Source organism: [Actinomadura] parvosata subsp. kistnae (genome assembly GCF_900323885.1).
Lineage (GTDB): Bacteria > Actinomycetota > Actinomycetes > Streptosporangiales > Streptosporangiaceae > Nonomuraea > Nonomuraea composti.
The window spans coordinates 1,616,677-1,632,532 of record NZ_OOHJ01000018.1; the positions used below are offsets into that span (position 1 = coordinate 1,616,677).

The 15,856-nt window shown below is 59.7% G+C and carries 10 protein-coding genes; all 10 read left to right on the forward strand.

Annotated elements, in window-relative coordinates:
- Positions 1 to 58: 58 nt before the first annotated feature.
- The 10 genes from KIS93_RS27510 to KIS93_RS27555 all read left to right on the forward strand — a co-directional run bounded on the left by KIS93_RS27510 (position 59) and on the right by KIS93_RS27555 (position 15,841).
- Positions 59 to 259, forward strand: a complete 201-nt coding sequence (locus KIS93_RS27510) for a winged helix-turn-helix domain-containing protein (RefSeq protein ID WP_268967027.1) — start codon at positions 59 to 61, stop codon at positions 257 to 259.
- Between the two features lie 56 nt (positions 260 to 315).
- A complete protein-coding gene (locus KIS93_RS27515; protein ID WP_080044963.1) occupies positions 316 to 789 on the forward strand; it encodes an NUDIX hydrolase in 474 nt (157 codons plus the stop codon).
- An 81-nt stretch (positions 790 to 870) separates the two neighbouring features.
- The gene (locus KIS93_RS27520; RefSeq protein WP_080044962.1) at positions 871 to 1,647 is read left to right on the forward strand and encodes a P-loop nucleotide/nucleoside kinase family protein; all 777 of its coding nucleotides are present in this window, start codon (positions 871 to 873) and stop codon (positions 1,645 to 1,647) included.
- Between the two features lie 420 nt (positions 1,648 to 2,067).
- Positions 2,068 to 2,214, forward strand: a complete 147-nt coding sequence (locus KIS93_RS27525; protein ID WP_155129019.1) for a hypothetical protein — start codon at positions 2,068 to 2,070, stop codon at positions 2,212 to 2,214.
- Positions 2,215 to 2,232: 18 nt separating this feature from the next.
- On the forward strand, positions 2,233 to 5,331 hold the full coding sequence (locus KIS93_RS27530) for a BPTD_3080 family restriction endonuclease (protein WP_080044961.1): 3,099 nt from the start codon (positions 2,233 to 2,235) through the stop codon (positions 5,329 to 5,331).
- A 4-nt stretch (positions 5,332 to 5,335) separates the two neighbouring features.
- Entirely contained in the window at positions 5,336 to 7,999 is a 2,664-nt protein-coding gene (locus KIS93_RS27535) for a site-specific DNA-methyltransferase (protein ID WP_080044960.1), read from the forward strand.
- A gap of 30 nt (positions 8,000 to 8,029) precedes the next feature.
- Positions 8,030 to 10,888, forward strand: a complete 2,859-nt coding sequence (locus KIS93_RS27540; protein ID WP_222107639.1) for an ATP-dependent helicase — start codon at positions 8,030 to 8,032, stop codon at positions 10,886 to 10,888.
- 229 nt (positions 10,889 to 11,117) lie between these two features.
- Complete coding sequence (locus tag KIS93_RS27545) at positions 11,118 to 13,286, forward strand: helicase HerA domain-containing protein (RefSeq protein ID WP_080044959.1); 2,169 nt, start codon at positions 11,118 to 11,120, stop codon at positions 13,284 to 13,286.
- Positions 13,287 to 13,373: 87 nt separating this feature from the next.
- Positions 13,374 to 14,687, forward strand: a complete 1,314-nt coding sequence (locus KIS93_RS27550; RefSeq protein ID WP_155129016.1) for a hypothetical protein — start codon at positions 13,374 to 13,376, stop codon at positions 14,685 to 14,687.
- Positions 14,688 to 14,689: 2 nt separating this feature from the next.
- On the forward strand, positions 14,690 to 15,841 hold the full coding sequence (locus KIS93_RS27555; RefSeq protein ID WP_080044958.1) for a DNA adenine methylase: 1,152 nt from the start codon (positions 14,690 to 14,692) through the stop codon (positions 15,839 to 15,841).
- The last annotated feature ends 15 nt before the right edge of the window (positions 15,842 to 15,856 follow it).

Genomic DNA, 15,856 nt, shown 5'->3' on the forward strand with positions numbered 1-15,856 from the left:
CCTCCCGACCGATCCACAGGTCTCAAGCATTGCTCAGGACCGTTCCCGCTGGGAGCAGATCCTCGAAGTCCTGAACGAGCGCATCAACTCGGGCGAGTGGGGTCCCAAGTTCAAGATCTCCGAGGTCAAGCTCATGGAAGAGTTCGGAGTCGCCCGCCCCACCATACGCAAGGCCATGGAACGCCTCAGAAGCGCGGGGAAGGTCTACACCGTCCCCAACCTGGGCAGCTTCGTCAAAACCGGCAGCGAGGCCGAGTAGAGCAAGAACGCCAACGTCCTCAAGGAGAGCGCCTCCGCGGAGTAGGCTCCGGGGACGTGAGCCAGCGGATCGACTACTACAACGACCCGAGAGCACCAGCCGCCAACAGCCTCGTCCCCTCCGTGAATGTCGTCGTCACCAACGAGGCCGGCGAACTGCTGCTCATCCGCCGCTCCGACAACGACAACTGGGCCCTGCCCGGTGGCGCCATCGACCTCGGCGAGTCCATCCCTCAGGCCGCCATCCGCGAGACCCTCGAAGAGACCGGGATCACCTGCGAGATCACGGGGCTGGTCGGCACCTACAGCAACCCCGGCCACGTCATTCACTACACCGGCAACGACGAGGTCCGCCAGGAGTTCTCTCTCGTTCTTACGGCGCGACCCGTGAGCGGCGAGCCGACTCCGAGCCCGGAATCCCGAGAGGTGCGCTGGGTGATGCCGGACGAACTCGACACCTACGACATGCACCGCTCCATGCGGCTGAGAATCAGCCACTTCCTGCAAGGCAACTGTCCCCACATCGGCTGAATCAGGCGCAGTCGATGGCACGCAGCTTCAACCGCGACGACCAGCTACCGCCCTTGCCTCCGTCTACCGCTTTCAGGTGAAATGACCGTATCGGAAGACAGCATCCCAGCTCTCCCGACGCCCGCCGACCCTTCGCGCGACAACGCAGCCGACCGCCTGATCGAACACACCCTGCTCCAAGTCACGGGCCACCCAGGCAATGACGGGGCGAACACCCTCCTCAACGGCGTCATTGGCGCGTGGCGACGCCACCAGGGCCGCGGCAGCTCGAAGCCAACCCTCACACTCGTCGCCGGCTACCCCGGATCGGGCAAGACCGAGTTCTCCCGGTTCCTCTCCTGTCTCACTGGCTGGACCCTCCTCGACAAGGACACCTTGACCCGCCCTTTGGTCGAGCGGCTCCTTGTCTCTCTCGGCGGCGACCCTGACGACCGGCACACGGAGCTGTACCTGCGCGAGGTGCGACCGTTGGAGTACCGCTGCCTGATGGAGACGGCCTTCGACAACCTGAGCGCAGGGACCTCCTCGATCCTGTCGGCTCCGTTCATCGCCGAACTGGCCGACCCCAACTGGGTGTCTGCCCTGATCAATCGCTGCGCCGCCGGGGGCGGCAACGTGGCGGTGGTGTGGGTGCGATGCGACGCCGCATCCATGCGCGAGCACGTCGAACTCCGCGGCGACCCGCGCGACGCGTGGAAGCTCCAGAACTGGGAGGCGTACGCCGGCACCCTCAACACCGAGACTCAACCCTCCACCGCCCACGTCGTCGTCGACAATCGGCTCGGCACCGCAATCGCTCTCGTCCACCAAGCGCGCGAGAAGCTGAACCGGATCCTTGCGGGACTGGAGCTACCCTGAGCGACGAACCTCAGCAAGGCGTCAAGCATCGACTGAGCTTCCTCGAGACCAGCAAAAGCGCGGGTAGACAGCATGCTCGCCCAAGTGCTCGCCGACTGGATGAGACTTTTCTCTACGGTTTCAAGGGCGGCCCGCTGCGCGGTCCGCCGGGCGCGCTGGCCGGTCTGCGTGCCCGGCTGCGGCTCTTCGGCCGGTCCGGGCACGCAGCATCCAGCACGCCCTCAGACGTCAGATGTAACCAGCTAACGCCCTGACGATCGCTCACTTCGGCAATCTCCGAACCGGCTGGGGCGATCGGCTGCCGCACGGCTTCCGGTGCTCGAGCCTGGCGGCCCTGCGCTCCGGGTCGGGTTGCCATCGAGTGACGGTGTTCTCGCCGCGAAAGATGCGGCGGTCGAGGGAACAGCGACCATGCCGCGCATGGCTCGTAAGACGATGTCTGAAGATACAGATGAGTATCCCCTCATGAACTTCTTCGTAGCGCCGCCCGTTGCAGGAAAGAACAAGATCGCAATCCCGTGGCCATTTGTGGTCAAGGCCGCTAATCTGGGGGCGCTAAAAACCTGATAGTTACGGAGGCGGCGAGTGACGGACCGTGTCATCGAGAACCCGATCATCAACTCGCCCTACCTCCCGCCAAGCAAGCACTTCGAGTTCGACAGCCACGGCGTCCCCGGCGACATCAAGGAAGGCCGTCGCCCGAGTTCCTTCTTCATCCCAGTCCCCAAGGCCCAGAAGGGCAATGCGCAAGTCGCGCTTGACCTTCCCGAGCTTGGACTGACCGGCGATCAGATCGAGCAGAACCACTTTGTCAACGCGATCCGGCGCAAGGTCGACGGTTGGCGCATCCGCGGCTATCCCGACGTCACCCCGACCTCGCGCCGCTTGCTCGAATATTGGAGCGATCCCAGCAGGGACAACAAGATCCTGTTCTGTCAGCGCGAGGCCGCCGAGACCGCGATCTACCTTGCCGAGGCCGCGCACAAGCAGGGCGATCCCTCGATCCACAACACCCTCGCCGAGATCAACGCCACCTACAACAACGGGCTTCCCCGGGTCGCGCTGAAGATGGCGACCGGTTCGGGCAAGACGATCGTGATGGCCATGCTGATTGCCTGGCAGACTTTGAACAAGGTTGCCAGCCCGCAGGACAAGCGGTTCGCCAAGCGCTTCTTGGTCGTCGCTCCAGGCCTGACGATCCGTGATCGGCTCCGTGTCCTGCTGCCCGAGGACGACGGCAACTACTACCGAATGCGCGACCTGGTTCCGGTCGATCTGTACGGCTCACTCGCCCAAGCGAAGATCGTCATCACGAACTATCACGCGTTCCAGCGTCGCGAGACCAAGCTCGGCCAGGGCGTGGCCAAGACCACCAAGGAGCTGCTGGCCGGCAAGTCCGGCGCTCCGAGCCCGTTCCTGGAGACCGTTGGCCAGATGGTGGCGCGAGTCTGCCGGGAGTTGGGCGACAGTAAGTCTGAGATCGTTGTCCTCAACGACGAGGCCCATCACTGCTACCGCGACCGAATCGACGACCCAGAAGAGGGCGCCGACACAAGTCTCAGCGGCGAGAGCAAGAAGGAAGCCGAAGGTCGCAACGATGAGGCTCGCGTATGGTTCCGGGGCCTGCAGGCGGTCAAGGCCAAGCTCGGCATCAAGGCCGTCTACGACCTGTCCGCCACCCCGTTCTTCCTGGCCGGCTCCGGCTACAAGGAGGGCACGCTCTTCCCTTGGGTGGCAAGCGACTTCTCCCTAGTGGAGGCGATCGAGTCGGGGATCGTGAAGATCCCCCGGGTGCCGGTGGATGATAACAGCACTTCGGTCGACGTTACCTATCTCCAGCTGTGGCAGAACATCCGCGACCAGCTCCCCAAAAAGGGCCGTAAGGACCAGAGCGTCTCGCCCGAGCACCTGCCGCCGGCTCTCGAAGGCGCTCTGCACAGCCTCTACGACTCCTACAAGAAGTCCTTCGAAGCGTGGCAGGACTCAGAGGCAGCCAAGCAGGGCGACCCCCCGCCGGTCTTCATCGTGGTGTGTAACAACACCACGGTTTCCAAGATGGTCTACGACTGGATTGGTGGCTGGGACAAGCCGGTGGGCGAGGAGACGACCGTCGCGGTCCGTGGCAAGCTTCCGCTGTTCTCCAACGTGGACGACAACGGCCAGTGGCTGCATCGGCCGCCAACGATCTTGGTTGATTCCGAGCAGTTCGAGAAAGGCGAGTTGACGCCAGAGTTCCGCAAGACACTCGGTCGCGAGATCGAGGAGTTCAAGCAGGAATACGCCCAACGCTTCCCAGGCCGCTCCGCCGATGATGTAGACGATGTCCAGATCTTGCGCGAGGTGATGAACACCGTCGGTAAGACCGGCAAACTCGGCGGGCACGTCCGCTGTGTGGTCAGCGTCTCCATGCTCACCGAAGGCTGGGATGCCAACACCGTCACGCACATCCTGGGCGTGCGCGCCTTCAGCACCCAGCTCCTGTGCGAGCAGGTGGTCGGACGCGGCCTGCGCCGCCGCTCCTACGCGGTCGACGAGAACGGCTTCTTCACCCCTGAGTACGCCGATGTATACGGCGTGCCGTTCCAGTTCATGCCCACCAGTGGGAAGGTCGTCGATCCGAAGCTGCGTGTCACCCGCCATGTGCGCGCCATTCCTGGCCGCGAACACGCGGAGATCAGCTTTCCAAGGCTTGTCGGCTACCGCATTGAACTGCCCGATGAAGAACTGGTCGCGGACTTCGACGAGGACAGCCGGATTCGGATCACCACCGACATGATCCCTACTCAGACCACGGTCGCCGGCGTCGTGGGCGACGTGGGTATGGATGTCCTCCAAGGACTGCAAGAGGCTCGTGAGCAGGAGGTCGCCTTCGAGCTAGCTAGGCGGGTCATGGAGAGTTACCTCACTGACCCCAACGACCGCAAGCCGTGGCTCTTCCCGCAAATCCTGCGGATCACTAAGCGTTGGCTGGCGGAATGTATCGACTACGACCCCCATACCTTCGTCGGCCTGCTGCTGATCGCCCAGCACGGCGATCGAGCCGCCCGACGGATCAAGGACTCGATCCTGACCACTAAGGGCGACCGGCAGCCGCGCGCCTTGCCGATCTTCCGTCCCTTCGACCACGTCGGCTCCACCGCCGAGGTGAACTTCTCTACCACCAAGCAGGTCTTCCCGACCGCTGAGGAGAAGAGCCACGTCAACTACGTCGTACTCGACGGGGTGGACGGTAACACCTGGGAGCAGAAGGTCGCCCAGATCCTGGAATCCATGGAACAGGTCGCTGCCTACGTCAAGAATGACCACCTAGGCTTCAGCATCCCTTACTCAATCAGCGGCCAGACCCGCCAATACGTCCCGGACTTCCTGGTACGGCTGAAGCCCATCCCCGGCGATGACCTGGTCCGCACGCTGATCGTCGAGGTCTCCGGCAGCCACAAGCCCGCCGATTCCACCCACGAGAAGGCAGTGACGACGCGTGATCGCTGGGTTCCCGCAGTTAACAACCACGGTGGCTTCGGCCAGTGGAGCTACTGCGAACTGAAAGATCCTGAGAAGTTCCGCACCGGGCTGGAGCAAGCGATCCAAGCGTTGTATGGCGGCTTCGGTACCAGTGCTCAGGTCGGCCCTACATGGGACCTCGACCCCACGACCACAATGATCCTCGCCGGTGAAGGGAAGTAGCGGGATGCCGCCGAAGAAGACCTCCGGGCCGACCATCGTCGAGTCGTTCAAGCACGAGGACAAGCGGACAAACATCCCCACCGCAGACTCCCACGACCTGCTGGATGAGCAGGCCGCCGAGATCGCCAAGCTGCGTTATCCCCGTAACCCTGAACTGGACCCGCAGTTGGTCTGGAAGGGCAAAGACGCTCAGGACTCCGAGGACCTGGTGGTTGACGCTCCGCCAATTTACATCCAGGAAAAGATCGACCCGCGCGTCCTCATCGAGAACTTGCGCCGTACGGCTGAGCGCCCCGAGGACGAGCCGGAACTCACACTCTTTGACACCTTCGACGGCCTGGAGGGTTTCGAGGCGGTCGAGTACTACAAGCACCAGGCGAACTGGTCCAACCGGATGATCCTTGGCGACTCACTCCAGGTCATGGGCTCACTCGTGGAGAAAGAGAACCTCCGCGGCAAGGTTCAGATGATCTATATCGACCCGCCGTACGGAATTAAGTTCGGTTCCAACTTCCAACCTTCCATGCAGCACAACAAAGTGAGGGACGGCAAGCCGGAAGACGTGACCCGGGAGGTTGAGCAGATCAAGGCTTTTCGCGACACATGGAAGCACGGGATCGGCTCATACCTCACCTATCTGCGGGACCGCTTCATTATCGCCCGCGACCTACTCACTGAATCCGGCAGTGTCTTCGTGCAAATCGGCGATGAAAACGTTCATCTCGTAAGATCGCTACTCGACGAGATCTTTGGCAACGAGAACTTCGCCAGCCTGATCACATTCAAAACGACATCCGGCGCGGGAAGCTTTGCAGGTGGCACAAACGTACTCGCCGGCGTTACCAACTATATATTGTGGTACGCCAAAAAGTTGGAGAATGTAAAGTATCGGCAGCTCTTTCAAAGCAAGGGGCTGTCGGGACCGGGAGCCTCCGGCTACTCATTTGTCGAGCTTCCAGACGGGCAGCGCATTCGCATATCTTCTAGCGGACAACCCCCTGAAGGCAGGGTATTCACCGCCGATAATCTGACAAGCCAGACTACCCGTGTCGGACAGACTACAGTATTTCCGGTAGAGGTGGACGGCGTTACCTACTCGCCCAACAAGGGCGGTTGGAAGACAAATAGAATCGGAATGGAGCGCCTCAAGGCCGCCAATCGACTGATTGGTCTAGGAAAGACTCTGCGCTACGTCCGATACCTGGACGACTTCCCGGCATTTCCATACAATAACTCCTGGGACGATACGACGACAGCAGGCTTCGGTGATCCGAAGATCTATGTTGTCCAGACGAACACAAAGGTTATCGAGCGCTGCCTTCTCATGACAACCGATCCAGGAGACCTAGTGCTGGATCCAACTTGTGGCGCAGGAACAACAGCGTATTCTGCTGAACAGTGGGGACGTCGCTGGATCACTATTGACACGTCGCGTGTCGCCTTGGCCTTGGCCAGGCAGCGGCTAATGAGCGCTCTTTACCCGTACTATCTTCTTGCCGATTCTAGAGAGGGGCAACTTCGCGAGGCGAAAATCTCTGGACACCCGCCTATCTCAGGAGGCGTCGATAACGACATCCGCAGAGGTTTTGTTTACAAGCGAATCCCACATATTGGATTGAAATCGATCGCGAACAATCCCGATCTCGAGCCCGGGATGACTCGCGAACAAATCAACGCCGCGATCAAGCGTCACTCCGAACAAGAACTTCTCTATGATCAGCCCTATGAGGACAAGTCAAAGCTCCGTGTCTCTGGCCCTTTCACGGTGGAGTCCCTGGCCCCGCACAAGACCATCGCGGCCGCCGTACTGTCTCGCACCGAACAGGCCGCGACCGAGGCGGACGCATCCAGCTTCGAACAGTCGATCCTGGACAACCTCGCCAAGGCCGGCGTGCAGAATGGCCGGAAGAACGAGCGGCTGGAGTTCGAGTCGCTCATCCCGTTCGCCGGCGAACTGATCAACGCCGAGGGCATCCAGCAGACGAGCGAGAAGGACGTACCCCAGCGAATCGCAGTGAGCATCGGCCCGCAGTATGGCACGGTGAACCCGGAGTGGATCCGGCGCGCGGCCCGCGAGGCACTCCGAGGCCTGGGCTTCGACCTGCTCATCGTGTGCGCGTTCGCCTTCGACCCGCAGGCGATCAAGACCACCGAGGAGTTCAAGCCGAACGCCGAGGACTTCGCATCCGTGCAGGAGGAGCGCAAGCTCGGCAAGCTGCCGGTGCTGCTGGTGCGGATGAACACCGACCTCGTCATGGCGGACGTGCTGAAGAAGACCGATACCGGCAACCTATTCATGGTCTTCGGTGAGCCGGACATCGCGCTCGAGCGCACCGACGAGGGCGTGATAGTGGAGGTGCGCGGGATCGACGTCTACGACCCCACCCGAGGCGAGATCCGGTCGAACGGTACGAACGAGATCGCCATGTGGATGATTGACACCGACTATGACGGTGAGTCGTTCTTCGTTCGGCACTGCTACTTCACTGGCGGTCAGAAGCCGTACGAGCGGCTAAAGAAGGCGCTCAAGGCCGACATCGACGAGGCCGCCTGGGAGCAGCTCTACACGACCCGCTCGCAGCCGTTCCGCACCCCCGATACCGGGAAGATCGCGGTGAAGGTGATCAATCACTACGGCGACGAGGTCCTTCAGGTCTACGACGTTTGAGCCTGTCCAAGACTGGGTTTGCCTTCGCGCGTGGAGGCAAACCCAGCACCTCGAAAATGTGTGCTAACTCACAAAATGTCGGTGAGGGTTGGCATCATCCTCAACATGAGATACACGGACACTCAGCGGAGCGCGATCGCCACAGTCGACGACCCCCTGCTGATCGTGGCCTGCGCGGGGTCGGGCAAGACGCAGGTCATCTCCCAGCGGATCACCGAGATCCTGCGCCGGCCAGAGGTCCACCCGCGCAACGTGGTGGCGTTCACCTTCACCAACAAGGCCGCGTCCGAGCTCCAAGAGCGTGTGAACACGCTGGTGAGCAAGGAGCTCGGCGAGATGACTGGGCTCGCAGAGATGTTCATCGGGACCATGCACGCCTACGCCCTCGACGCGCTGCAGCAGCACGTGCCCGAGACCTTCAAGTTCAGCGTGCTAGACGAGATTCAGACCCGGCTGTTCATCGACCGCAACAGCAGCAAGAGCGGGCTGACCAAGACCAAGGCCCTGGTCAAGGGACAGGACAAACTCCTGAAGCGCTACCGCGACTCACGCCTTTATATGCAGGTGCTCAACATCCTGCGGGAGGACACCGTCGACCAGGAGCTCCTGCGCGAGGGCCTCATGGACAGTCTGTACGCCTACCGCGGGCTGCTGTTTGAGCACAACTACTTCGACTTCACCGACCAGCTCAAGACGATCGTCGATCTGCTGGAAGAGGATCCAGACTCCCCGATCGCGGGCACGCTGGTCCGGCATGTTCGCGACAACATCCGCTATCTGGTGGTGGACGAGTACCAGGACACCAATCCGATCCAGGAGAAGCTGATCCGCGGGCTGACCCGCTGGGGAGCGAACCTGTGCGTGGTCGGCGACGACGACCAGACGATCTACCAGTGGCGCGGAAGCGCCGTCTCGGGAATCCTCACCTTCGCCGATCGGTACGAAGGCGTCCAGACCGTCACGCTCGGCGAGAACTTCCGCTCCAGCGTCGGCGTGGTTTCTCTCGGCCAGTCCATCGCGGAGCTGAACGCCGACCAGCGGCTGCCGAAGAGGATGGTCGCGGCCGGGCACCAGCGGTTCGATCGCGGTGACCTGCTCGCGCTGGCCTTCGACGACGCGGCGGCCGAGGCCCGGTGGATCTGCGACAGGATCGAGAAGATGCGCGGCCTGCCGTTCCAGGACACCAGCGGTGCCGAACCCCGTGGCCTGTCCTGGTCGGACTTCGCCGTGCTGTTCCGCAGCGTGAACAAGGACGCCGGACCGCTGGTGGAGGAGTTCAAGCGGCGCGGCGTCCCGTACGTCATCAAGGGCCTGACTCGGCTATTTGAGGCGCCCGAGGTGCAAGCTTGCGTCAAGCTGTACGAGTTCCTCATCGGCCAGACCGGCGGACAGAAGCCAGTGCCGGTGACCGAGCAGAACGTCAGAGATGCTTGGCACGCCGCAGATCTCGGCCTCGACGACACCGACCTGGACGAGGGAATGGCGATTCTGCACCGCGCTCGGACGCTCAACCTCAAGCTCCACCGCCGCATCACCTTCACCCTGCAACAGATCTACGCCGACTTCCTCGCTGCCGTCCGGATCCGCGAAGAGCGGGTGCCCGGTGACTCGACCCGGGGGGAGCTAGCCTTCTACAACCTCGGGAAGTTCAGCAAGGTCATCACCGCATTCGAGCAAATCAACTACAAGAGCTCGCTGTCGGACCTGTACGACCGGTTCGTGTCGTTCCTCACCTACCAAGCACCCGACTACTACGCCGAGAGCGACGCCGACGTCGGCTACGCGACTCCGGACGCGGTGGTCATCTCGACCGTCCACCAGGCCAAGGGCATGCAGTGGCCGGCCGTGTTCGTCCCCGCGATGCGCAAGAACCGCTTCCCCGGCAAGCGACACGGCGGTCTCAACGCCTTTCACATCATCCCGCCCGAGGCCGTGGAGGACGCCGACCGCTACAGGGGCACCGAGGCCGACGAGGTCCGGCTCTTCTACGTCGCGGTCACCCGGTCGCAGAAGTACCTGGCCGTCACCTACTCACCTGGGGAGTCCAACCTCTACCGCAAGGAGTCGGACTTCTTCGCCTTCACCACCCGCAACCCGTACGTGCTCACCGCCGAGGCGCCGCTGTCCGCCGAACGGCTAGAGCCGAGAGCCCGGCGCGAGACCCCTGAGGTCACTCTGAGCTTCAGCGAGCTGAAGTACCTCTTCGAGTGCCCCTACCAGTTCAAGTTGCGCTTCATGTACGGTTTCGACCAGCCAATTGCCGAAGAGCTCGGCTACGGCAAGTCGCTGCACGACGCGCTCGCGGAGATCCACAAACGAGCCATCGACGGGGACATTGTCGACGCCTCCGAGATCGACGAGCTGGTCGACCGACACCTCAACGCGCCCTTCGCAGGAACAGAACTAGTGAAGCAGCTGCGCACTGCCGCGCGGGGCGCCATCCGCCGCTACCTGAGGGAGAACGGCGATCGGCTGCACAACACGCTCCACTCTGAGCAACCCATCCGAGTGCACGTCGCGCCCGGCGTAACCGTGGACGGCCGGATCGACCTTATCCGCCGCCTCGACACCGACGAGACCTCGATCGTGGACTTCAAGTCCACCCAGCGTGCCCAGGCCGACGACATCTCCCGCGACCAGCTACATGTCTACGCCGCCGGATATAAGGAGCTGAGCGGCTGCAACGCCGACCTGGTCGAGGTGCTCAACCTCGACGACAGCACCTCCAGTTCGCGTGAAATCATCAACGACAGCCTGTTGCAAGACATCCAGAGCAAGATCTCGGACGCTGGGGAAGCTCTCCGTGATAACCAGCTACCGCGCAAATCTTCCTGGTGCGATGCCTGCGCCCGCTGTGACATGGCTGGACTGTGCAGGGACTCGACGTAGTATCCGGCATGCGAGCCAGCTGGAATCCGCTGATGTTCTTCCAATGTCGCTCGTCACAAGGACTAAATGGGCCGACATCCGGACACAGAGCGCAGCCAGTCGTTACCACCGCCATAACTCCATCAAGCCTGCCTGTTAGACGGCATTCGGACAATCCCATACACACAGCTTGTCATGGCGCAAATTGTGACATTTTCATCTGTAACCTGCGGGCAAGCTGTTTCAATCGATGGCAAACTTCGGCATCATGGCTTGGTGGCGTGGTTACCGCGGCCTACCCAAGGAAGGTCCTACAGTGGTCGATCTCATTCCTAACGTCGGATCAGGCACCCTTCTTGAAAGGATGTTGCTAGCCGACGACCGGGCGATCCGTATTGGGGCAATCCATGAGCTGGACTACACCAGAGCTGTTGTGATCACGCACGACCGATGGAAGGCCGATGTCGGCGGAATCCCCCAGTTCGCCTTTCTCCTAGCCACGGCCCGCGAGCTAGGGAACGGTGGCGGTGATGATGACGAAGTTTTGCTGCTGCGCGTGGAAGGCACTGCGCCCCTAAGCCTCGAGCGCGATCACCTCGCCGTGAGAGAAGAAGCTCTTCGGGACGCTTTGTCGAGAAAGCACAACCCCTCACCATCAGCGATCCTTGACGTGGACATAGATCCGTTCACCAAGAACCGAGTTTCCTTCACCGGTCTCAACTGCAGAATCATCGGCACCTTCTATGAAGATATACGTGACGGTCATCAGGTACTGGAATTCGGCCACGATGTAGACAACTTTTATGCGACCGCCACCTACCGCGTCTTCAAGCCGGTCGGAGAGGGACTCAGCGCTCTCGCGTCATATATCAAACCTACCAGCGATCCGGTTCAGATGGTAAGGATTGGAACAGTTAGATACTCGTCGACTCGACGGCGAACAATCCTAGCAAAACAATCGGACATTGCCGTATCGGTTAATATTCAAGATTTCATTGGCACGAAGACGGGCATGTTCGGGATGACCCGCATGGGCAAGTCAAATACAATGAAGACAGTCGCTGCGAGAGTATTCGCAGTTTCGGAACAGAGACGTTCCAGCGGTCAGGCTCCGATCGGGCAGCTAATATTCGACCCTCAGGGCGAGTACGCGAATCCGAATACTCAAGACGGCACAGAACTAGCCGCCATCGGACCTGATCATGTCGTTATCTATAAGTTCGGAGCCGATGGCAGTCAACGAAATGTTCGTCCGCTGGGCTTCAACTTCTTTGATCCTGCGCAAATCGAAGCCACCAAGGGTGTTATCTCTAACGCCCTTGCTGACGTCACTTCAGACTATGTGAAGGCTTTCGTACAAGCCGACTTCGCTGGAACACCAATAGCGGGCGAGACCGACAACGAAGCCTACGAGCGCCAGGCGCGTGCCGGACGGGGACGATTGTTGCTTTATGGTGCGCTTGCGAAGGCAGACTTTGCGGTACCAGCGTCCCGCCATGAGCCAGGTGGTCGAGTGCGAGACTGGCAAGCCCCGGTCGTCATGAGGGCAGCGCTGGCTGATGCACTCGAACAACAACTTGGCTCTGGACATATCAAACGCTTCCCCGGTGGACGCATTGTTGGGGTTGAGCGAAACTCTCTCGTCAAAGTAATCGACTGGATTCTTCAGCGTGAGGAAGCAAACGATCTCACAGGTGACGCGGCGAAGGGCCTACAGTCATTCGTATCTGGAGATCCATGGCGCTCCGCTCTGCCAATCTATACGCAAGTCAATCAGAACAGACAAGTATCAGGTTTCGCAAAACTGAAGCCACTCAAAGCCTTCCATGCTCCATCTGCGCAGATCGACTATCGCGGAGAAATTTACGGAGAGCTTGTCAATGGGCGCATCGTAATAGTTGACCTTCATCTTGGCCCCGATCCGGTGATTCGCAAGCTCTCTGAAGGGCTGGCTGAGTACCTCATCGAGCGCCAGACTACTGTCTTCACATCCGGGTCTGAGCCGCCGGACATCCAGATAGCATTGGAAGAGGCTCACAACCTCTTTTCCTCTGAAAAGTACAGCAACGACCTCGACGTATGGGTTCGGCTCGCGAAACAAGCCAGCAAGCTCAACATTGGAATGCTATACGCAACTCAGGAGATCACTGGAGTTGATCACCAGGTACTCGCAAACACCAAGAACTGGGTGGTCGCCCATCTAAATAACTCTCGAGAAGTCAACGAACTCGGACGGTACTACGACTTCAAGGCTTTCGGAGATGCCATTATTAGTCATGAAGACAGAGGATACGTACGCCTCAAAACCATGTCCTCCCCTTTCATCATTTCCGTCCAGATAGATCGATACGGACTGAATCTTGTAAACGAAGCGCGAGCAGCTGCTGGTCTGCCGCCATTGAATCCATCGGAAGACTGACGGGTTGCGCTTATGCCTTACGAAACTATCGCTGGCGGTAAAGAGCTCGCGTCACGGCTGGCTCACTCGAATGCCATAGTCCGCGCCATGGCAGACAAGGCAGAGTTTTATGTACCTGCAGAGCACGTGAGCGATCTTTCATGGCTGCAGCCCAAAATTCGCACGCGATCAGAACTCGAGCGAACTATCGGAACAAACCAATTGACCGCAGTTATTGGCATCGACGGGTCTCTTATGGTTGTACCGGTTCGAGATGGCCTTCCGTCGGTGCGTTATGGGTACGCGCAAGCTGCGGCTATATGGCTTGATGTTAACCTCATGGAGACTCAGCGCAATGAACGATTCGTCGATCCAGTGGTACTGCATGAGGCGGTAAACTCTGCACTCGTTTCGCTGGATATGCCAGTGGCCGGCGCCTACCTTCGAGCTGGAATTACCATCCAGCAGTCCTGGCGAGAATGTATTGATGCGCTGTTCCGGGGCAAGAAGATCGAAGTCAATCGGCTGAATCAGAGTCTTCTGCAGCTGCTTATGCTTCTTCATGGTGCGCCAGGGGCGCCTGCGACTACGGTTCCCGTAGATTGTCCGGAAGCCCTGTGTAAGCAGAAGGCTATTCCCGTTCCAGAAAGCGGATGCGACTGCCCAGGGTGCGGGAAAGTGCTCTGGCCCACAGACACTCTTCGTATTTACGAAGAGGTTGTCGAAGACGGCGAAAATGCTGCTGCGCTCGGCCGTCTTATGCAGGTTGTGGAGCTGCTAGTCCTAGTGGGTCTGTCGACTCTGCTCTGGGAGCAATCGCGGAGCGCGCTGTTCGCCACGACTCTGTTCATCGTCGATGGGCCAATGGCGGTCTACGGGCCTCCTGCAAAGCTTAGGGCGCGAGCTCTCACATACTTCCAAAAGATGACACCAGCAGCACCTGGCGCTGGGCCCTTTATCTGCGGCGTCGAGAAGCACGGAGCCGCTGTCGACTACGCGACTGCTCTGGCAAGACATGAAGCTCTCAAACCTGGCGAGCTACTTATCGTGGACTCAGAGGTTATCGCGAAAATGACCAACGCCACCAACTCTATCGCCTACGGCTCGGAAACCTATTGGGGCAGAAAGTTTCTTTACCGCGCACTGGATGGGCGTGTTGTAGTAATCACTGTCATGCCAGCCGCTGGAGCGCCTTATGATGATCACGGTGGGCAGCACGATCCGTCCGCATACCCTTCCCTACCGGCGATTCTGGATGTAATCGACAGAACAGGATCGTCGATGTATCGAGATGGCCTTATCCCTGTTGCGCTCGCCCACTCGAAAGCAGCCTATCCTATTGGTATCGGGACTGACGTTCTTCGCCTCGTCGCGAAACATAAGTTGGGGCTTGAAGACCTTAACGAAGGTGGGCAAGCATAAAAATGACGATGCTTAACCCTGACGCCGCCCTAACCCAACGTGGCATATCGCCAGGACAATCGCCACTGCATATCCGCGATATGCCTAGGGCCGTACGCGACGTGCTTGATATTCGCGATAGCGTCACCATTCCTTCTCGGCATCTTTCGCCGCTTCGATACCCAGGAGCTAAGTCTGGATTGTCGAAGGTTATTGGCGAGCTAGTGGAGTCTGCCTCACAATCCATCGGTCGGCCGAGCCTGTTTGTTGAGCCCTTTGCAGGAGGCGCTTCTACCTCTCTGAGTCTCGCAAGTCAGGGTCTCGTCGATCGTGTCCTTCTTGCTGATGCTGATCCACTGGTAGCTCGCTTCTGGCAAGTCGCCGCTTCGGAGACTGAGTGGCTTATAGATAGGATGCACGACGAACCAGTTACTCTCGAGCGGTGGGACTTTTGGCGTGCGTGGCAGCCGCGATCGAAGGACGATCGCGATGTCGCCGTTAAATGTCTATTTTTGAACCGGACGACCTTTTCCGGCATTCTTCACGGGAGAGCAGGGCCGATTGGCGGACGGAAACAGGAAAGCGCCTATAAGATCGACTGTCGATTCAATAAGGAAGCTCTTGCGGAACGCTTGCGGTACATAGGTGAGCTTTATCGGAGCAATCGCATTGTGGATGTGTGGTGCAAGGATTGGAAAGATACTCTTGAAGATGTTGCCGAATGGTATCCACAACTTCTGCCGGACAGGGTCATATCGTATATCGATCCACCCTACATCAATAAGTCGTCGAAACTTTACGGTCATTCGTTTGACCCGGCCGGCGGTTACTCATCGAGCGACGGGTCATGGGAGAACGACACGGCTCACTATCAGTTGGCGAGCTATCTTCGACACAATGCACAGAACCGTTGGATTCTGTCGTATGACAATCACCCTGCGCTGACCACCAATCCAGAACTTTACTCGACGTCCAGGATGACTCCAACTAAGGAAAGCACGCGCCTCCTTCGGGTACGCGCTTGGCGCATCTCGAAACGCTTGGTGGACCTGCACTATAGCGTTTCCAGCAGATTCCGGGGCCGGCGTAAGGAGCTACTCCTTACAACGCTACCTCCAACTCGCGTGCCGCTGAACGAACAATTCATGCCTCTCGAATTCAACGAAGATAGCTGAGAGTCCGTCCAGGAA